Source organism: Bacillus sp. FJAT-28004 (genome assembly GCF_001280845.1).
GTDB lineage: Bacteria > Bacillota > Bacilli > Paenibacillales > Paenibacillaceae > Pristimantibacillus.
The window spans coordinates 320,458-341,951 of the sequence record NZ_LGHP01000001.1 but is presented as its reverse complement, the minus strand read 5'-3'; the positions used below and the strand labels follow the sequence as shown (position 1 = coordinate 341,951).

Annotated in this window: 15 protein-coding genes and 1 pseudogene; 1 reads left to right on the top strand and 15 read right to left on the bottom strand. The window is 45.2% G+C overall.

Annotated features, from left to right (window positions below; genetic code table 11):
- Positions 1–4: 4 nt before the first annotated feature.
- From AC787_RS01370 to AC787_RS01305, 15 genes and pseudogenes are all read right to left on the bottom strand, one after another.
- Complete coding sequence (locus AC787_RS01370) at positions 5–2,269, bottom strand: helix-turn-helix domain-containing protein (RefSeq protein ID WP_054023152.1); 2,265 nt, start codon at positions 2,267–2,269, stop codon at positions 5–7.
- Between the two features lie 114 nt (positions 2,270–2,383).
- Positions 2,384–3,940, bottom strand: a complete 1,557-nt coding sequence (locus AC787_RS01365) for an extracellular solute-binding protein (protein ID WP_054023151.1) — start codon at positions 3,938–3,940, stop codon at positions 2,384–2,386.
- A gap of 56 nt (positions 3,941–3,996) precedes the next feature.
- Complete coding sequence (locus AC787_RS01360) at positions 3,997–4,872, bottom strand: carbohydrate ABC transporter permease (protein ID WP_054023150.1); 876 nt, start codon at positions 4,870–4,872, stop codon at positions 3,997–3,999.
- 19 nt (positions 4,873–4,891) lie between these two features.
- Positions 4,892–5,785, bottom strand: coding sequence for an ABC transporter permease (locus tag AC787_RS01355; RefSeq protein WP_082360585.1), 894 nt, complete (start codon positions 5,783–5,785; stop codon positions 4,892–4,894).
- Positions 5,782–6,843 carry an alpha/beta hydrolase family protein gene (locus AC787_RS01350; protein WP_054023148.1) on the bottom strand — a complete coding sequence of 354 codons (1,062 nt, stop codon included), beginning with the start codon at positions 6,841–6,843 and terminating at the stop codon, positions 5,782–5,784. Before AC787_RS01350 ends, AC787_RS01355 begins: the two co-directional genes overlap by 4 nt.
- A gap of 314 nt (positions 6,844–7,157) precedes the next feature.
- Positions 7,158–7,310 (bottom strand): annotated as a pseudogene (locus AC787_RS34005) (hypothetical protein); the annotation flags it as partial.
- Between the two features lie 108 nt (positions 7,311–7,418).
- Positions 7,419–8,303: a carbohydrate ABC transporter permease gene (locus tag AC787_RS01345; RefSeq protein ID WP_054023147.1), complete on the bottom strand. Its 885-nt coding sequence runs from the start codon at positions 8,301–8,303 to the stop codon at positions 7,419–7,421.
- Positions 8,304–8,325: 22 nt separating this feature from the next.
- Complete coding sequence (locus AC787_RS01340; protein WP_054023146.1) at positions 8,326–9,228, bottom strand: ABC transporter permease; 903 nt, start codon at positions 9,226–9,228, stop codon at positions 8,326–8,328.
- A gap of 93 nt (positions 9,229–9,321) precedes the next feature.
- Positions 9,322–11,028 carry an extracellular solute-binding protein gene (locus AC787_RS01335; protein ID WP_054023145.1) on the bottom strand — a complete coding sequence of 569 codons (1,707 nt, stop codon included), beginning with the start codon at positions 11,026–11,028 and terminating at the stop codon, positions 9,322–9,324.
- A gap of 308 nt (positions 11,029–11,336) precedes the next feature.
- Positions 11,337–12,992: a response regulator gene (locus tag AC787_RS01330; protein ID WP_054023144.1), complete on the bottom strand. Its 1,656-nt coding sequence runs from the start codon at positions 12,990–12,992 to the stop codon at positions 11,337–11,339.
- A complete protein-coding gene (locus AC787_RS01325; RefSeq protein WP_054023143.1) occupies positions 12,961–14,781 on the bottom strand; it encodes a sensor histidine kinase in 1,821 nt (606 codons plus the stop codon). The genes AC787_RS01330 and AC787_RS01325 overlap by 32 nt, the downstream gene beginning before the upstream one ends.
- Positions 14,782–15,192: 411 nt before the next feature.
- The gene (locus AC787_RS01320; RefSeq protein WP_054023142.1) at positions 15,193–17,472 is read right to left on the bottom strand and encodes a glycosyl hydrolase family 95 catalytic domain-containing protein; all 2,280 of its coding nucleotides are present in this window, start codon (positions 17,470–17,472) and stop codon (positions 15,193–15,195) included.
- A 49-nt stretch (positions 17,473–17,521) separates the two neighbouring features.
- The gene (gene fdhA, locus AC787_RS01315; protein ID WP_054023141.1) at positions 17,522–18,736 is read right to left on the bottom strand and encodes a formaldehyde dehydrogenase, glutathione-independent; all 1,215 of its coding nucleotides are present in this window, start codon (positions 18,734–18,736) and stop codon (positions 17,522–17,524) included.
- A gap of 92 nt (positions 18,737–18,828) precedes the next feature.
- A complete protein-coding gene (locus AC787_RS01310) occupies positions 18,829–19,761 on the bottom strand; it encodes a hypothetical protein (RefSeq protein WP_054023140.1) in 933 nt (310 codons plus the stop codon).
- Between the two features lie 315 nt (positions 19,762–20,076).
- Positions 20,077–21,111, bottom strand: a complete 1,035-nt coding sequence (locus AC787_RS01305) for an S-layer homology domain-containing protein (protein WP_054023139.1) — start codon at positions 21,109–21,111, stop codon at positions 20,077–20,079.
- Between the two features lie 181 nt (positions 21,112–21,292).
- Here AC787_RS01305 and AC787_RS35255 point away from each other — a divergent pair, with 181 nt between their 5' ends.
- Positions 21,293–21,391, top strand: a complete 99-nt coding sequence (locus AC787_RS35255) for an IS3 family transposase (protein ID WP_082360581.1) — start codon at positions 21,293–21,295, stop codon at positions 21,389–21,391.
- Positions 21,392–21,494 lie beyond the last annotated feature (103 nt).

The following is a 21,494-nucleotide window of genomic DNA, read 5'->3' as shown; positions in this document are numbered from 1 at the left end:
TCAATCACTCCTGTCTCTGATTTTTTTCTCGATATTGCCCTGGCGTTATGCCTTCTTGCTTGCGAAAATATCGAATAAAATTTTGCGAATTATTGTATCTCAGCCGTTCAGCAATCTCCAAAATTTTCAAATCGGTATCAACCAGCAGCTTCTTGGCTAACTGCAAACGGAAATTCGATAAATAATCGCTGAAATTGAGACCTACCTCCTTGCGAAATACACCACGGATATAATCCGGATGATAGCCGATTCGAGATGCGCATAATTCTAATGAAAGATCCGTTTCAGCTTCTTCATGGATCATAGCGAGCATTTGATCGGAAATTTTGGCATATTGATTTCTACGTTTCTTCTCGAGTACATTCATCATCGGATAAATAAGAATTTGGCTAAACCATTGCTCCATTTCCTTAATGGTCTTGAGCTGATACAACTGATCGATTAGTGACTTTTCTCCATCATAGAGAGAGTCTATCGGTTCACCTAGGCTTTGCGCCATTCGTACTAAATCCAGCAGGAAGGATGTCAACGGAACAAAATATTCTCTATGTCCTACCTTCTCATTGAAAATATCTTGAAGATACGTATGAAGCAGCTGGTCAGCCTGAGCATAATCGGCAAGCTTGATCGCATCCAGCAGCTCTTGTTTAATGCCATCCGGAATATGCGAGAGGATCGTTCCCTCCGGCTCGACATCCATAATATGAATAATACAGCTAGGTCCCATGCGTATCGTATATTTAAGCGCCTCGGTTGCATCCTGATAGGCCCATGGAGCTGATTCAACCGTTGGATAAAATCGGCTAATTCCTACACTTACTTTCAAGCCCAGAAACTGCTCAATCTTTTCTCTAGTCTCATCGGCATACGCATTGATTTTTAGCTTGAATATTTCCTCAGATGTATCATGGCTGCCGATCAATGTAACCTGTGTGCGCTGCATAACGACAGGCTTCAGCCTTTCGCTGTCATGCAAAATCTCGCCGGCAATATTGTTTAAAGCGAATAGCAACAGCTCTTCATCTCTATTCTCATACCGGGTCCCCTCAAGCGTATCAATCTGGATCGCCATGACGCCAATATAATGCCAATTGCGGTTTGACGTTATCGCATCCATTCGTTCCGTCATATCCTGGGCTCTCACTTCTCCCTGATAAAGCTTGATCATGAACAGCTCATCTACATAGCGCTGCTGGCCTTCGATAATGCCGGAGAGACGATGCTTCGCATACAGCATTTCATAGACCTGGCTGTCGATATATTGGAACTCATCACTGCCGTGCTTGACCGTTGATACTTCCTCCTTCTCCGCTAGAAAGCGGTAAAGACGGCCGATCGGGCTGTACATTTTTCTCGACCCCAGCAAGGCGACAAGCAGCGTACCTGCAAAAATCAGCAAACATGCGGTGTAGGTATACCATTTAATGACCTTGGAATCCTTCGTAATAAGATTCACCGAAGAAATGGATACATAGGTCCAGCTATTATAAGAGGATTTACGGAAATTGACGCCCATATCGGTATTCACCCCCGCATGGTTATCGCCAACCGTTTCTGCCGTGTCAAACATAAACTGCAGCTCTTTCTTATTGCGAAAATCCTGCCCGATTTGTGCTTCATTGCTATGCGCAATGACAATCCCGTCATGATCGAGAATCATCACCTCTCCTAGCTCATTATTATTAGTCAACAATTTAGTAATCTCTTTATTCATAAATTTGATAATGATTAATCCCGAGGGGCTTTGTGCATGCACCGGCAGCTTTTTGACCAAATGAACCTGCTTTCCCCCGTCAGCTGTCGTCCAAAAGCTTGATTTGTCGACCTTGGCGTAGCTATGAATCATTTCCTTTTGATTAAGTGCTTCCAGCCGCAAAACCTCCGTGCTGTTGTCGATCACCCATCCGTTATTGAAGCTGACGAGCCATATGTCATTGATACCGAGCTCGAAGCTTTGCAGCTTATGCAAGCCTTGAAGCAATTCATTCACGGTTTCGAATTGATTAGCAGTCAATGGCATATTTAAAGCTGAGCTCACAAGAGATGAGTTCATAAATTGAACAGCAGATAAATCCGCCATTTTCAACAGCTGCTCAACGCTTTGTTGTGTTTGTTCCAAATTCAGTCGATTAGCCTTGGTCACTTTATCTTGAATAATCTCGGAGGACTTGTAATAAGAAAGAACGCCAAGAACGATGACAGGAAGAGTTCCCAGCAGCATGTTGAATAGAAATAATCTCGTTAAAAATTTCGGCAGCCGGTTTCCCAAAATAAGTAAAACCCCCATATTTCAAATAACTTAAGGAATTCACCCTTTATGCAAAGGTGAATTCCTGTCTCGTTATTGTAGTTTAACTATTCAGGAATGGCTATAAGTGCACCGTTATTTCTGTACAGCGCTGTATTGCTCTGTCAATTCCTGAATAGCTTGATCTCCGCCGCTTTTCCGCCATAACTCTACTGCTTTTTGCCAAGCGCTCTCATCGATCTCGCCCATAATGAATTTCACCCTGGCATCGGTAAGTATTTTGGTTATTTCGGGTCCCTTCTCAGCCAAAGTCGCCGATTGGAAAGCCTCTACCGGATTCGGAACTACAATTTCAACATTGTCTTTAAACATTTGCTTGTATTTTTTTACGATTGGCGCATCCTCACCTGCTGTCACTAAAGCACCGTCATCGTAACGAATTTGGTTAATAGAATTGATATCTGTCTCATAGGCTTTGCCGTCGGTACGAACCGGTACTCCGTTATCTAGTTTGTAGTGCTTGCCCTCAATTCCCCATTCAAATAAATTTTGAATTTTCTCATCGGATAACTTATCTAGGAAAGCAAGAATGTTTTTAAGCTCTTCCTCGGTTTTTACGCTCGTTTTCGGGAACATATACAAACCGTTATATCCGCCGTTGAACAGCATCTGACGCTCGCCCGCTGGACCGTTGATTCTGCTAATTACATCAAGCTCGGCATTTGGATTTACTTTGATCAAATCATTAAAACCGCTGTTCACATCATCTAGTGCGCTAATAATCAACCCGGCATTGCCTTGGTTCATCGCTTCTACGCGCTTTGTACCCGGTGTAATCGCAAAGTCCTGATTGATCAGCTTCTCCTCATACAACCGTTTATAAAGCTTGAGCACATCCAAATATTCACTCTTGAAAAAATCAGGAACGACCTTGCCGTCTTCAATGCCATACATATTGTAACCGCCATGCCAAGCGAGCATCGCTTGGAAACCGTTCATGCCTCTGCCCTCGTACATCCCAAACGTATCGTTTTTGCCGTTCTTATCAGGATCTTTTGTGGCAAAAGCTTTGATCACATTGTAGAAATCATCGATTGTTTTTGGAGCTTCCAATCCTACCGCATCCAGCCAATCCTTGCGCAAAATGATGCCTTCGCGTGCCACGGGACGGCTGCGGAATACGCCGTATGTCTTGCCTTCAATGGCGATGTTGTCGAGCACAAGCGGATTCAGCTTGCTCAAATTCGGATAATCTTTGAGGTACGAACCAATTTCCCAGAACATGCCGGACTTTGCTGCATTAATGATGCTCGGACTTTTGTTGCCCGTTATCATCATAATTTGCGGCAGCTCGCCGCCCGCAATGGTCGCATTGATTTTATCCGTATAAGCGGAGTTAGGTACCCATGTTATATCAAGCTTCGTGCCGGTATATTCCTCAATATACTTTATCGCTTCATTATCCGTTTTTGGCGGCTCAACCGAATAATACTGATTAATCATAGACAGTTTAATTGGTTCAGCAGGCTTAACCGTTTCCTCTGGTGCCGATGTAGATGTCGGCGATGATGACTCCTTCGCTCCATTTGTACCTTTGCCTGTTCCCTGACTGCAACCAGCCAATAGGACCGCTGATAGAACGATAGCCCCGCCAAATTTCATAGCAGCTTGTAAACGATTCCAACCCTTCATTTAAAAATCCTCCCCTTGCTCTCATAGTTTTATATTAAATGACAACGTATAATACGTCATCCTTTAACCGAACCCAACAGAACGCCTTTGGCAAAATGCTTCTGTAAAAATGGATACACCATTAGGATCGGAAGCGTCGATACCGTTATCACAGCCATCTTGACGGACTGCGCCGGAATCGCAAGCGATTCGCTCATCTGGCTAGCGTCGCCAATGCCTCCTTCGGCCATAATAACGACCTGTCTTAACAGGACCTGAATCGGCCATTTAGCCGTATCATTAATGTAGAGAATGGCCGTGAAAAAGGAATTCCAATGCCCTACCGCGTAAAACAACGAGAAGGTAGCAATTGCCGGCAATGAAAGCGGAAGCACGATTTTAATTAATATTCCTACATCATTGCATCCATCGATTTTTGCCGCTTCCTCAATCCCGTCAGGCATCTGCTGAAAAAAGTTTTTTAGAATAATGAGATTGAATGCGCTAATCGCACCCGGAAGCAGCAAAGCCCACAGCGAGTTCATTAAGCCTAATGCTTTTACAACCAGAAAGGCGGGAATCATTCCTCCGCTAAACAGCATCGAGAAGATGATCATCAGCATAATCGGCCTTCTTCCATGCAATTCTCTTCGCGACAGCGGATAGGCCATTAAAGATGTAAATATAATGTTGATCGCCGTCCCCGCCAACGTAATGAAGATCGTATTCAACAGGCTGCGCACAATTGTATTGGTAGAGAAGATATACCTGTACGCATCTAATGAAAATTCCTTTGGAAAAAACACGACACCGCGCCTGGCAAATTCCTCTGACGACATGAAGGAATTAAAAACGATATATAAAAACGGCAGCATAGCGAGTACGGCAAACAAGATCAAAGCCGTAATATTGATAATATCAAATAACCGCCCGCCAACAGTTCGGTCTTTCATGCAAATTCACATCCTTCTTCTAGTAAATGCCTTCTTCCCCGGCTTTCTTAGCGAGTGCGTTTGTTCCAAGCACAAGAATCAATCCGATTACGGATTTAAACAATCCTACAGCCGTGCTGTAGCTGAATTGTCCCTGATTAATACCAGTCGTATAGACATAAGTATCGAATACCTCGCCAACCTCGCGATTCAAAGCATTAAGCATTAATATAATTTGTTCAAAGCCCGTATCCATAAAGTCCCCCAGCCGCAAAATCAACAAAATGATGATCGTGCCGCGTATAGCTGGCAACGTAATATGCCATAACTGACGGAGGCGTCCGGCTCCATCGATTTTCGCCGCTTCATACAATCCGGGATCAACGCCTGCCAGAGCGGCCAAAAATATGATTGTGCCCCAGCCCGTTTCTTTCCAGATAATCTCCGTCATAATCATCGAGCGGAACCACTCGGCGCTAAGCAGGAAATTAATTTTCTCTCCGCCCATTTTCACGATAAGCTCATTGACCGCGCCGCCCTCGACCGTAAATAAAATATAGAAAACACCGACTACAACTACCCACGAAAAAAAATGGGGAATATAAATCAAAGTCTGTACACACCGCTTGAAAAATTCCTTTCGAACCTCATTTAGCATGAGCGCAACAATAATTGGCAGCGGAAAGAAAAACAGCAAATTATACATAGCCAGCACGACTGTATTCCTAAATAACAGGCCAAAGGTTGGTTCGTTGAAAAATCGGATAAAATGCTTCAGCCCGACCCATTCACTTTTCCAAAAGCCTAGGTAAGGCTGGTAATCCTGAAAGGAGATCAACACGCCCCACATTGGAAAATATTTAAACAACATAAAATAAACTAGCCCCGGCAACAACATGAGATAAAGCCAGCGATCACGAATTAATATTTTCATGCCAATCCTCCCCAAAAATCCTTCTGGCGCTCAGCGTCATCCCGTTGATAGATCGAATAACCGGACTTTGCTCCCGCCACGTCGAACACCTTTCTATTCAAGTCATAATGCAAGACCGCCACCTCATCCAAATCATTTAGCACTACTGCGAATTTTTTCGTGACGAGATATCCCGCTACGATGAATGAACCCTTATCCGGTATCTCAATAGGGACAGCGTTACGTACACGGTTAACCTCGCTTTGCTCCTGCATTTGAGCAAACTGCTCGCTTGAAGCATTTCCCCAGTGCTCCCTTGTGCCTACTCCTGCCAGCTCCAAATACTGAACCTTCCTTGATAGTCCGAGCTCTTGAATCCGTTTCATATAAATCCGCGCATGCTCCACCGGCACACGGATATCCTTATCGCCATGAGCAATAAACAACGGGGTAAGCAAATTTTCGGCCAGCGCCAAGCCGCTGCGTGATTGATAAGCTTCCGGATTATGCTTGGGCGGGAAGCCTATCCAAACATCCAGCTCATCGCGGAATTCTCCAATCTCATCCTGCTCATACCAAAGCGCATAATCCGAAATACCGCACATTGCTGTAGCCGCTGCAAAAAAATCCGGAAACTTTGCGATTATGGCATAAGCGTTTCCACCTCCGCCGCTGCCAGCCTCGAAATAGACCAACTGAGGATTACTAATGTATTCTTGATACTGGTCTTGCACAAACCGGACTGCATCTATTACATCGAGCAACTCCCAACCATTGCAGTCGGGACGGCCATCTGAGAAAGCTCTTCCGCGCATATCTACCTCGACCACAAGATATTTGCCATCCCCGTATGGCTCTTCCCTATGTTCGAAGGGTGGGATGCTCATATGCCATCCATGTGTCGTTACTAAAATAGGCGAAGGCTCTATGGGTTTCAATATTCTCATCGCCAGGCGAAGACCGGGCTCTTTGGTTGACGGGTAATAAATAAGATCGCAATAAGGCGAATATCTATTAAAGCGTTCATCATGGCTTTGGCGTTGTTCTATAATCCGATCCTCATACCTCTCTAAGGTCATGCTGTTTGTGCTCCCTTCAAATGCGGTTTAATTACTCCAAGCTTATCGAGCTGTACAATTACCGTCTATAATCACCGCCGAGCTAGTTTGCTTGACCTTGCCCCCATAATCTTTAGCGAGTCACTATAATCATTGACGGAGATAGCCGGTAAAGCGCAGCCTCATCAGTCATTCCAGCATTTCCGAGCCCCCGCTTTGCGTGTAGAAATCAAAAAAAATAAGCCTCCGATCCCACTTTGATTGTGGTTTCTGAGGCTTATTTCATGATTCCAACCGCCCAGCAGGCTCCAAGATCACTCTCCGAGCCATTTCATTCATTGCGCTGAACTGTTTAGCTTTTGCAGCAGGTTATAGATGACCTGCGCCGTCTCAATTCTAATTGCCTTCGATCCAGGATCGATTCTATCCGATGATTTGCCTTGCATCAATCCAAGCTCAATCGCCTTGACCACTCCGTCTCTAGCCCATCCGGATACGGATTCCGCATAACGTCAGTTCTCTGGCCCTGATGCGAGTTACGGCTGGGATAGCTACCGTGAAAAGTACTATTATGGTTCTTCATCCCTTAGACCCTGCTATTCCTTGACACTGCCAAGCACGATACCTTTCATGAAGAATCGCTGCAGGAACGGGTACACGAGCAGAATCGGCAGAGCACCGAGGAAAATTTGCGCCGCTTTCGCTGTTCTGTCGTTCACTTCCGCCAATGATTTAATATCCGAAGAAGACATGAGACTGAGATCCCGGTTAATGACTACGGTCTGCAAATAACTCTGAAGCGGATAATGGTCGGGGGAATCCATGAAGATCAGTCCATCAAACCACGAATTCCAATGTCCAACCGCTGCAAACAGTGTTAGTGTTGCCAGCGCCGGAGCCGACAACGGCACGATGATCTGCCAGAGTGTTCTCCAATGTCCCGCACCGTCGATAAAAGCGGCTTCCTCCAGCTCTTTGGGCAGCCCGCGGAAAAAGTTAAGCAGGAGGACAACATTAAAGATCGGCACCGCGGATGGCAGTACTAACGCCCAGATCGTGTCCATAATCCCCGTATATTTGATAGTCATGTACAGCGGAATAAGACCGCCTTGAAACAAAATCGTGATCACGAAAATCCATACATAGACGGTACGGAATGGAAATTTGCTGACTTCCTTCGACAGCGGGTAAGCGATCATTATCGTAAGCACCATATTGAGCGTTAAGCCGATTGCAACCCTCTGCAGCGTAACACCGATCGAGGTTAAGAAGGCCGGCTTGGCCAGAACGAATTGATAGGAGCTGATTGTAAACTCCACTGGCCACAGCTTGACCAGACCAGCTGTGGCCGCCTGGCTCGAGCTGAACGAAACAGCCAACACATGAATCAAAGGTACAAGACAAAGAATGGATAGCAAGGCCAACACGACATAGTTCGTGCCAACAAACAATCTTCTTCCCAAGGTGAGCTGCTCGACCATGCTTCTCCCTCCTTCAACGTTACTAGAAAATGCGGTAGTTCGCGAGACGATAGGCCAAGTAATAGGAAACGGAAATAAAGGTTAAGGAGACGATCGACTTAAACAAACCAATCGCTGTCGCTACGCCATACTGCGCATCGACCAGTCCAATCCGGTAGACAAACGTATCGATGATATCTCCTGATTCATATACTTGAGGGCTGTATAAATTAAATATTTGATCGAAGCCGGCATTTAGAACATTGCCCATTGCAAGTGTCATCGTTAGCACGATAATCGGCAACATGCCTGGCAGCGTAATATGCAGCGTCTGCTTCCAGCGCCCCGCTCCATCGACAATTGCAGCTTCATATAAAGCTGGGTTGATGCTGGTCAGGGCAGCTAAATAAACAATCGTGTTAAAGCCAAACTCTTTCCATACATCCGTTATGACGAGCACCGGCCGGAACCAGGAATTGTCCCCTAGAAAATAAATAGGTTCGATACCAAAAAAGCTCAGGAATTGATTCAGAATTCCGCTGGAGGGCGATAGCACATCAATCATAATCCCCCCAAGAATAATCCAGGATAGAAAATGCGGTAAGTAGATTAAGGTTTGAACGCCCCGCTTAAATACCTCTTTGCGAACTTCATTCAATAGAAGCGATACGACAATCGGCACAATAAAACCGACAATGATCTTAAAAACTGCGATTATAATCGTATTCTTGAGAACCCTCATCGAGTCTGGCATATCAAGTACATATCGGAAATTGTCGAGCCCCGTCCAAGGTGAATCAAATAGGCCTCCCCTGGCTGGCATAAACTTTTGGAAAGCTATGACGATCCCAAGCATGGGCCCGTAACTGTAGATGATAACCAAAATTAAGCCCGGCAGCAGCATGAGATGCAGCGGCCAATAAGGCGATTTCAGTTTTTGAAGCATCCTGCCGCCTCCCTGCGATTCATTCGGATTATTCGACCTAGAACGCAAGAGAGGGAAGAGTATTCCTTCTTCCCTCTTCGTTGCCTAATTTCATTATTTGGCTGCGTACCACGCGTTTACTTCTTCTGTAATCGCATCGCCGCCGAGCTTTTTCCAGTCGGTTACGAACTTGTCGAAATTATCAATTGGATCACCCATAATGATCTTCGAGAAAACTTCCAGCTCCATCTTCTGGAGAGTAGCATCCTTCTGTATCATCGTTTCAGTCGGTGCCTCATAAAACTCACTCATTAGAATGCTGTTGTCTGTTACGTATTTGTTAATCGTTTTGAACGATCCGTCCGTGCCGAATACACGTTCGTATCCCCATCCGAGCTCGCTGCCTTCTTTGCCTTGCAGGTAAGTTTCGATTTGGCCGAGGTTGTCGGTTTCCTCTGGATTCAGCTTCGACTTATCCCCCGTTTCGATCGCTTTGCTGATATTCAAATGAATATCTAGATTTTTACGCGCCGGCCATGCTTGGAATGGAGGATATTTATGCCGTTCAATGCCGCCCTTTGTAAAATGCTCAGCGTAATTGTCTGCCGTCGTCGTCTCGCCCCAGCCCGTTTCGACAAACAGGTTAATCACTTTAAGCAGTGCTTCCGGATTCTGCGTGTCTTTCAATACGGCATAATACTGGCCTACAGCAAGACCAACCCGAGATTGTGCCGGCTTATCGTCCACCGATACGAGCGGATACGATTGCCATTGAGCGTTCTTATCATTCTTCTTGTTGTCTACGAGCGGCCAGAGAGGATTAGCCATGCCTCCAAAATGGAGCCCGACTCTTCCGGATGCAGCGAATTCTGCCGCCTTCCCGCCATCCTTAACACCGAACTCACGATCGATCTGACCTTTCTTGTAGAGCTCTTGCAGCTTCGCCAGCGCCTGCTTCATCTCCGGTTGAATGCTTCCGAAAACAATCTTGCCCGAGCTATCCTTCATCCATTGTCGCGGATAGGCATGATAACCGTTCAAGAAGCCATCAATACTTGCATATCCGCCATAAAGATCCTTGTTCAGGGAAATACCGATCGTATCCGGTTTTCCGTTACCGTCCGGATCCTGAGTCGTGAACGCTTCGGATATCGCAAGCACATCGTCCATCGTCTTTGGCTCTGGCAGGTTTAGCTTCTTCAGCCAATCGGTCCGGACCCAAATCATCATCGTATTGTCCATGGAAGAACCCGTGTTTGGAATCGCCATCAGCTTACCATCGAAGGTTGCCGATGCTAAGGCATTCGGTCCATCTTGATTCATGATTTCCTTCGTGAATGGAGAAGCATATTTCTCGTAAACATCGGTTAGATCCATGAGCAGATCCGCTTCAACTAGCTGCTTCAGCTGTTTTGCATTGACCGGAATGAAATCTGGCAGGTCACCGGAAGCGATGGAGACGTTCATCTTCTGCTCGCCTTGTCCGCCCGGTCCGTCTCCGCTTACGACCCATTTATTCTTCAAATTGATACCCAGCTTGTCTTGGAGCGTACGTGTCCAGACGTTGTTCTCAATACTTTCGCCTTCTGCATACTTGTACGTATCGTTCACGATACGGACGGTCGTAATTTCAATCGGCGGATCATACTTGCCCAGCGGATCGGCAGGAGTCGTATTACCCTTCTCCTCGTTAACTTGCTTTTCCGCGTTCTTGTTACCGCCCTCTTCCTTCTTAACACCGGAACTGGAGCAAGCGCTCACAACTACCATTAACATAACGAGCAATACCGTGACCCACGTCCTGTCTCTCATCTTTTTCATGGACATCCTCCTAAAAAAGTTTTGTGGAGCGCTGCTTCCCTGAGTCTCTTTTTGCAACAAGACTGCTTTGAAAGCATAGACCAAGTTTTGTGAAGCCAGCGTTGCTTCGAGCCTCTTCGCCAAGTGTGAAGCTTCGCTTCTAGGATGTAACCGCTACCATGATTATCAGAGTGTATACTTTGATTGGTGATCTTACTTGGTTTAGTATAGAACGATTCATTCGAGCATGAAATGTAACATCTTTTAGATTCGTTCTCTTTTGTTTTGTTTTTTCGAGATCGAGGTTTTCCGCGGTCATAAAGGTGATTTTACAGACTGGCTTGATCCCGGTATTCCTGCGGTCCGATTCCGGCATTCTTACGGAAGAAGCGGGTGAAGTAACCGGCGTTATCGAAGCCGATCGCTGCCGCCACCTCATGAATCTTGTATTGTGAGCCTTGAAGCAGATCCTTGGCATTCTCTAATCGAACGCTGATGATATACTCGGATATATTTTGACCTGTCGTCTGCTTATACAACACCGAGAGGTAGGCCGGATTTAAATAAACGACCTCTGCCAGAGCTGTCAGTGACAGATCTCCTCCGATTCGTTCGCGAATATACCGATTTATTTTCTCCACAATTCGCTGTGTACGCTCATCCTGCGCACCTTGCTTGATGGAGACTAGACGTTCAGCCACGAAGCGAAGATACTCGACCGCTTGCTCGCGGGAGGAATGGCCCCGTACATGCATCAGCTGCTCCAGCCGAATTTCACCACCCAGCTCCAGCTGATCCGCCCATCCCCACCGATTGATCAGACCGATCAATTGGTTGGCCACCGTATAATAAGCCTCTAAGTATCGGGCATATTCACACGTATTGGCGAAGCAAGCATTGATTGCAGCGCAGGCTTCTTCGGATCGCCCGCTCTCCAGTGCCACATCAAGCTGTTCCCTTAGACGGGAAGGCATCATAGTTGTCCCGCTGTCCACATTGTCCTCTGATACTCCTCCGGTTCCGGTGAGAAGCATCATATTTTCCCCCTTACCGACGCCGAGCACAAGCTTTTGACGCATCCGAAAGTATGTGTCTGCGATCTGGTCCCAACTGACAAAGGTACGACCGCATATAACCGACACCGGAAGCTGAAGCAGCTGCGTACACGTAGACTGCACCGTCTCCAGCATTCCCTGTACGAATCTAATCGCGCCAGCCTGATCGCCTTCTTCAGTATGGCTTCCTTCCTCCAAATGCTGCTGGGTCTGTACCATTAGCATCAGATAGGAGTCGTCAATAATAACGGACTGGGTGCTCACCTCGGCCAGCATTTCCAGGGCGATATTCTCAATCGCAAATAGAAGCAGCGGACGATCCGTACCCGTTATATGCTCCGGCCACCGATCTACCCTGGCAACCACGGGCAGCAGCGGGGCAACCGAATCAAGCGGACTCTCCATCTCGGTAAGTCTTGATTGCGACAGGCCCACATGGTCAATGCCATGCTGCAGCAGCTGCATGAACCAAGCGTTCCGCAGTCCTGGAAGCGCATGTTGAATTCGCGCCTTGGCATGCTGCAAATAACGGTCGTTCTTCAGCTCTTCTTCCAATGCTTCGATCGCGCTTCGAACGCTCCTCAGAATAGGCTCGTCGCCTTCAGTCTTCAGAATGTAATCGATACTGCCATCGCGCATCGCCTGCTGAACATAGGTCATCTCATTCATTCCGGTAAGAAAAATGACCCTGCAGCGCGGCCACGTTGCCTTAATCTGCCGCTGCAGCTGAAGTCCGTCCATACCTGGCATACGGATATCGCTGAGCACAATGTCGATTTTCACCCGATTCAACCACTCTATCGCTTCGTTAGCCGAGTAAGCCTTGTACAGGTCGAGCTCAAGCAAATCGGTCTCCTGCAGCAGCATTTCGTATAAGCCATCGACCGTATAAGGCTCATCATCCACGATCAACAATCGGTACATTCGCATTCCCATTCTCCTCCCGAAACAGCCGCAGCCGCAGCTCCGCTCTCAGTCCTCCGTCCTTACCCATAGATAAGGTTAGGCCGCTTCCTTGCCCATATTTGATTTGAACCCTTCGGTGAACATTGATAAGTCCCGTGCTTTCAGCGGATTCTTCTGCTGATAACAGCCGCATGCGCAGGGAGTGAAGCTTGCCCTCATCCAATTCATCACCGTTGTCTTCCACAGCAATCACTAGCGTGTCGCGCTGCAGCTCGAATGAAACGCGGATCCAGCCGTCCTTCAACTTATTTTCCAACCCATGATTATAAGCGTTTTCAATAAGCGGCTGCAAAATGAGGCGCGGTACAAAGAGCTGCTCCGTTCCTGCTGGAAGCTCGCCAAACTCCGTGTGTATTCGGCTGCCAAAGCGGAACGCCTGGATATCCGTATACGTACGCGCATACTTCACTTCCATTTCGAGAGCCATCTCATCCATTCCGTCACGGGTGATGAATTGAAAATAATCCCCTAAATATTTGGTGAATCGGATGATATTGTCGTTATCGTGCAGCTTCGCCATCCGGTGCAAAATAAAAAAGCTATTGTAAAGAAAGTGAGGATTGATCTGGGCTTGCAGCTGTCTCAATTCCGCTAACCGAACACGATATTTATGTTCATATACTTCATGAACGAGTACGTTCAGTTCCTTTACCATGGCGTTGAAGCGGTCGAACAAGAACCCGAATTCATCCTTCAAGGGATACTGTACAACCAGATTCAAATTGCCCTGCTCCACCTTGTTGAAGGAACGAATCAGCGTGTGCAAGGGCCGTTGAATAATGCGATAAATGCTTAATGCGAAGAAGATGATAATCATAACCGACGACAAGGTCAGCCAGAACATCCACATTCGGTAATGACTAAGTGAGCCGAATATCTCTTCCTCAGGCATAAAGATAGACAAGGTAGAATCCAGCATACTAGAGGACTTGGCAATGACAAGGTGTCGTTCTCCATTTATCGTTATCGATCTCTGTAATTGGCGATCAGGTGGTATCAGGCCTTGTCCACTCTCCTGCTCGGAACTAGGCGAAGCCACTAGCTTGGAAACCGCTAATTCCGCCTCATCCGAGCCGTTATCGTTCGTGATGAAATAGCGCAAACGGTTGCCGGAGAGTACGGCCATCTCCCCATTATTCGTAAATTGACGCATTGCGCTGCGAAGAGCAGGCTTCGATATCTCAACGGTAAGCAGAAATACGGGCTTACGTCCTCCCGATGTGGCAGGGTCGGGATACGGGACACTGATGAATAAACGGTCTTTCCACATCAAAAAAGGCGCCTCGTATCGGTTAGTCGTCTCTGAGAGCGCTTTAAACTGCGCTTCATCGAGAGAAGTGATGGCATCATCGTTGGATGTGACGCTCCGATCCAACTCAGGTATGAACGCCGTAACATTGTACACGAAGCTGCTGGACGTTTTGACCAAATTCAATTTATCCTTTAAAGCTAGAATAGCGTCCGTTCTATCGATGTTGGACATGATTGCAGTTGAGGTGCTTAATTTTATTAGATTGTCATCATTGACGTAGGTTTCAATCAGCTGAATGACCCGCTGTATATCGGATTCGATCAGATTGACATACAGCTCGACTTTGGTATTCATGGATTGAACGATTTCAGTCCGGACCGTCTCTTGTCCGGATTCGTTCATATACAAATTGAGAGCATAGAGCGGGGCAAGCACACCGAGAAAAGTTAGAACGATTTTCATAAAGATAGAGCTGCGAGGCGACTGCGTTAGTAACTTCAAATAAAACTCCCCCTCTCCTACAATAAGACTCTTCCGCCGATGGCGGACTTGATAGTACGAAATCCGATCTTCATTCTCCTCCTCCGACATCATGTTAGTCTTAATTACTTAACAAGTAAGTAATGTGCAATTTTATTCAACAAGATCTCTCATAATCCTTCAAAAACCAAGAAAAATCTTCAGTACGCTGCAAGAAAGTAGAGTAACTTCATGTCACCACGCCACTATTCTTGAGGACCATTACTTATACAACACGAAAAAGCCGCTCCATCGGAGTCAGCTTATAGTCAAATATGGTTACAAACCTTACCTCTCACTAAACTGGTACCCATACACTAGACACTTATAAAAAAGTGTTTAGCGTGTGGGTACCAGATTAGTCGTACCTATTCTGCTTTCATCTATCTCTTTCTAACTACTGTTCACTATGCGACAAACCTCATCTTTCTGGAGTGCCATTGTAATAACTGATCCTGCGGTACATATGATCTCTTTGCAGATTCCATCCGTTTCTAGCGTCAATCGCTCAGTTCCAAATTGGTTTTCCAGATGAAAAACACCTGTTAATTCTGCTTGAAGCTCTACGTATTCTAGCTTGCCTGCGAAGATTCTAGCAGAGACAAGAACACCCATTTCCCCACGAAACCTTTGAAATTCTGCCCCATTCTCCTGCCAAGAACTTGGTATTGCTGGGAAGAGTCGAATAACACCCAGGTTTGTTTGCAGCAGCATCTCTTGCAAAGCATCAGCAGCAGCCATATTTCCTTCCAATGTAAACGGACGATAGTGAAATTGTGTTAACCCTGTTTTTTTGTAATCTCCATTCAGATGGAAACCGTTCGGCGAACAAGTATGTTCCCAGAATTGTTGCAGGTGATAGCGGGCAGCTTCTCCGTTTCCTTGTCGTGTGTATAATGCTGCCATCCATGCAAAAGAGTAGCCTACCCAATACGCTTTCCCTAACGTTTCTAAATGGCTAATCGTGTTGTCAATAATTCGCTTTTCGATATCTGATCTATCGTAAATTAGAGTTTTCAGCGGATATATAGCCATAGCATGAGAGTGATGCCGATGACTTTCCAGTAAATTCTCATCGGGACTAATCATCAATCCTGACTCATTAATTGCCAATTCATCCAAAAGGTTCATTACGCCAGCCCACTTCATCTGCTCTGTTCCCTTTTCTAGGAGCTCTGCCATTTGCTCTAGACGAGTAAATAAATATCGGAGCAATGATAAATCATAATTACTATTGGGTGTTAGCCAGGCACTCAATCGACTATCATGAATCTCAGGTGAGCTAGAAATCGATAGACGCAGCTTTCCATCCTCTCCGGGATTAAGAAGTGACAACAAGCAATCTGCAGTTTCTTGGAAATAAACATAGGCTTTGTTCGCAAGAAAGTCTCGATTGCCGGTATAAAGCCAGTAATGATCAAATGCCTGACATAACCAAATTTGATTCGTTGGGCTAAGCGCATACATTGGCCATCCACCTAACGGCTTTCCATCAATCGTCATTACGGAAGGCAAGTTAATCCCCGGGGCTTCGAAATATGACTCAGCAAATTCGTGGGCTGCAGGACGTAGTTCCCATAGAAAATCGAGGAAGCTTTCTCCTTCCTCCAAATGATTCGCTTTAAGATAATGCCAGTAACTTAATTCGGTATTCAAGTCGTGATGATAGTCACCTTTCCATGGAGGTAACAGCCCTTCATCTGCGGTCCATACGCCCTGAAGCGGCATAGGCGGAGCACCTTTACGCGAACAAGATCCAAATAGGTAGTTCGTCCAATACCATTGTTTTTCAAACTCAAATTCAGATAATGTCGTTGAACTTTTTTGCCAATAGATCTCCCACCATGACGCATGAGATGAAAATGATTCAGTAAAGCCTATTTCTGTTGCTTCCCTTACTTTACGCCTAGCTTGTTCAAACCAATCCTTGCCATCCAGGTTAGCTGCTATCGTGTATACCCATTCCATCTCACGTTCACTTATCTGCTTTTTCTGGGCGACAATGGCATACTCCAAACCATGATTGGTTGCCTGACGAAACCAAACGCTATCTCCCTCGTTGCCAAACTCCGCTTTTGGATAACCAAGTGAAGCCAGCTGTAAATCAAAGGTAGAGCTTTGGTCTTCTCTTTCTTGAAAATCACCAGAATAATCTGGTGGAACAAGCTGCAGATTAACTAGATTTGCCGTATTTCCCGTTAATCGAATATAGCCTAATTCACTATTTGCATGTAAAAATGTTTCTAATTGATAGATTTCTCCATTTGCCATCCACTCTACATTAGCTGTTGCATCCTTAATGTTCAGGCTGCTTTTCATACTCTCAGCGGCAGAACCGCAGCATAATTCAATACGTCCTGCCGGCAATTTTGTAGGGTTTGGATATATGCTAAAAAAATCGCTGAATTTACTCATGATTTCAGCTTGATTTTTCTCACGAATAAGTTCATTCAGTTTCCTATACGTAAAATTGTTATCCAATACTTCAGGAGCTAATCTCGTATCCCATAAATCTGCACGATCCAAACTAAGACGGATTGGGTCGCCATTTCCCCAAACTAGACAACCCATTAAGCCATTCCCTAATGGGAGAGCCTCGTCCCAACGATCAATCGGTTTGTGAAACAACAGATTATGTTGTTCAGCAGGCATTTTTCGGCTATTATTCGTCATTATGCACCTCGAATGATAGTTTATGCTCCCAATCTGGATAAAAACATCATTATTTAACGACGCCATGGGGATCAATAACAAATTTCCGGGAAACGCCGCGATCAAAATCTTGATAAGCTTTTGGAGCGTCATTTAATGATATAAGTGTGGCATTCACGGCTTTAGCAATTTGTGCACGTCCGCTCATGATTGCCATCATTAATTCTCTGTTGTATTTCATAACTGGCGTTTGGCCAGTCACAAACGTGTGGGACTTAGCCCAACCGAGACCAAAACGAATTTTCAATGTTCCAATTTTCGAATCCTCATCCACAGCACCTGGATCCCCTGTTACATAAAGTCCTGGAATTCCTAAGCTGCCGCCTGCACGAGTAACTTCCATAATGGAGTTCAATACCGTTGCTGGCGCTTCGCCATGCCCCTTCCCATGCCCATGCGCTTCAAAACCAACACAATCTATCGCTGAATCTACTTCAGGAGATCCCAAAATTTGATCAATTTGTCCGGCTAAATCACCATTCTCACGAAGATTAATCGTCTCACAACCAAAGCTTTTCGCTTGGGCAAGACGCTCTGCATTTAAATCACCGACGATAACAACCGCTGCCCCTAGCAATTGAGCAGAGTGCGCTGCGGCAAGACCTACCGGACCTGCACCGGCAACATATACCGTTGATCCCGGGCGAACCCCAGCACTAACCGCACCATGATAACCAGTAGGGAAAATATCAGAGAGCATCGTCAAATCAAGAATTTTTTCCATTGCTTTCTCTTTGTCTGGGAACTTCAATAACTGAAAGTCTGCATATGGAACCATGACATATTCGGATTGTCCGCCAACCCATCCGCCCATATCCACATAACCATAAGCAGAACCAGGACGGTCTGGATTAACATTTAAACATATATTTGTATTACGTTCTTTACAACTGCGACAACGTCCGCAGGCAATATTAAAAGGAACGGAGACCAAGTCACCCTTTTTTATAAACTCGACATCACGACCCACTTCAATAACTTCACCTGTTATCTCATGACCTAAGATAAGACCGGATGGAGCCGTTGTCCTTCCTCTAACCATGTGCTGATCGCTTCCGCAAATATTCGTTGTAATCACTTTCAGAATAACCCCATGCTCACATTTACGTCCTACATTTAATGGATTTACACCCGGGCCATCTTTCAACACCAAGTCTGGATAAGCTGTGTCTCGTACCTCAACACTTCCTGGTTTACTATAAACAACTGCCTTATTTCCAGACATGCTATCATCTCCATTTACTAGTTTATTGAAACTAAAGTTTACCTACTTTATCAGCTTCTATGACTAGGTAATAATGATTGTTTACCAGTTAATTATGCAAGTGTAAGCTTAGTTATACGTCCATCGAAAATCCATTCAGCAACATAGACAGAACCTTTAGAATCAACACAAACACCATGTGGTGAGCTGAATTTATTATCCTTGTAGTAAGACTTAGGTAAATTCGGCCAGCCTTCTTGTTTATAAGCCTGCTGATCTTCACCTAGATGACAGATCAACCGATCATTTTTGTCGAAGATCGTAATCCGACTGTTTAAGTCTGGGAAGAAGAGATCGTCCCCGTGATAATAGAAGCTGCAGGGCATATCCATATCATCGACAATGACTCTTTTGAAATCGCCCTGTAAGGTGAAGACTTGTATCCGATGATTGCCACGGTCCGCTACATAAACTTCCTCTATACCACTGCGAACATCAATGGAAATACCATGTGGGCAGTTCAATTGTCCTAATTCCGTACCTTTTCCACCCCATGAACGGATATATTCCCCTGCTGCTGTATATTGATGAATCCAGCTTTGTCCATAACCATCAGATACATAAATATCGCCATTTGCCGAAACGGCTACATCTGTAGGGACATATTTATGCTCCTCGTTGTATATATCAGGACGATCAGGTGTTCCCAATGTCAATAAGTGCTTTCCGCTTAAATCCATTTTTACAACATTACCTCGAGAAGTGTCTGTGATAAAGAGGTATTCACTATTTTGCTCCTTATGAAGATAAAATCCGTGTGCCCCCCCCTCGAACTCTTCGCCCCAAGCCGCTTGAAATTCCCCGGTCTGATCAAATTTGAAAATGGAGGGCTTTCCTGTATGAAAGACATAAACGTTATCCTGTTGGTCTACGACGATTCCATGCGTATAGCCAAACTCCAAATCAGCAGGAATCTTTGCCCAACCTTGAACAAGATCGTAGCTGCGTGCCGTATTTCCTAATTGCGGTGTTTTGTTTGTGATCATATTTAATTCCTCTTTTCCTCAGTTGAGTGATTAATTTTTTGTTTGCAAACGCTATCAGAAATTAGAACATCATTCGATGTTAGATCAGCTTCTACCCGTCACGAATCAACAAATGATAGTGTTGTCTGATATGATATACTCCCAAACTATATTAGTCTTTGAACAAACGAGACTTAATTTTGCACTATGTGGACATTATGATGAAAAAATGGAGATTTTGATCATTGGCTTCTTCATTAAAAGAACAGGGGAAGGCTTTTCTGCCTCCCCCTCTTCTTAGTTAACCCCGTATCAATCTAGCAAGAGCTGAAAGATTTAATTCGTCTTTTCTTTATGTTCCAGCATCCCCAAAATCATGATCACTGCTTCCGCTCTCGTGGCATTCTCATTCGGTGCGAAGAGGTTCTTCCCGCGACCTTTAATGAGATTCGCTTCATACGCTGCGGCTACAGAGGGTCTCGCCCAATCAGCTACTTTGTCCGCATCGGCAAAAGATAACTTCGCATTCGGATCAACTTTGAGCTTTAGCGCACGAACGATCATTACCGTCATTTCAGCGCGGGTAATATTACGTGCCGGACGGAAGGTGTTATTGTCATAGCCGTTCAAAATCCCTGCAGCTATCGTTTGTGAGATGGAAGGTCTAGCCCAAGCCGGAATCTTATTAACATCCGTGAAAGGCAGTTCTTTTTCTACGCCTTCTAGTTTCAATGCACGGCTTAACATGACCGCAAATTCGCTGCGAGTTGTTTGTGCGTTCGGCCGGAATGTACCATCTGTAAAGCCTGCGATGAATCCAAGCTTCACCGCTTCTTCGATAGACAATTTCGCCCAGTGACTGGAAATGTCAGTAAATCCGTTGGTTCCCGTATCGCTTTTCACAACAGCTTTCACACTGGAACGACTTGAAACGACCGTGGATTCTATTTTGGAATTTACGACTTTAATGCTTGAAAGTGCAATATCGGCCGATCCCGCAGCAATCGCCCTAAAGGTTAGTGTGCCCAGGGTCACATTTCCTTTTTTGCCTGCCTTTTCTCCTATTTGTGTATGCGCTAATTGAATTGTATTCCCTTTCAAAATCGGTTTTACTGCGAATCCTTCTTTTCCAAGGTCCACGCTCACAAACTGTAGTCGTTTCGTATCGTAAGTTAAATTAATTTCGTAGGCGTACAAATCGATAACATTTGTTCCATTCACTTTGACCTGAAAGGTTTGATTAACCTTTGGACTGGCATTGGCGATGGATAGCGAATAGGCTTGCTCATTCGCTGCAAACGCAGCTTTTGGAGGTAAACTAGATATACACAGGAATAAAGCCAAGCTGAACAAAAGTAATTTACGGATCATTATTAAATCTTCCTTTCGATAGTAGAATGGCTATTCTCTCATTGTTTACGACCTCAGTATGTATGGTTACCCTTACCATATGCAACAATAAAAAGTGAATAAAACAACAAAATAGATAGAATCGGCACACCAAAAAATAATGAATTTCTAAAAAGTGATTACTATTTAGTGTTATTGAACTGTGACCGAAGAATTTATTCACTTTTATAACGAAGAACGGATTCAGATTAATTTGAAAAAGCTGACACCGAAGGAGTATCGGTGTCAGCTTTCATCCTAGGGCTTTTTTAATTGTCTACAGATCTGAGGTTTGACCACCAATCTAAGGAGGATCTTTTCAAAGGCAGAGAAGAGATCCGAATGAAATGGGAAGAGTTTATGGC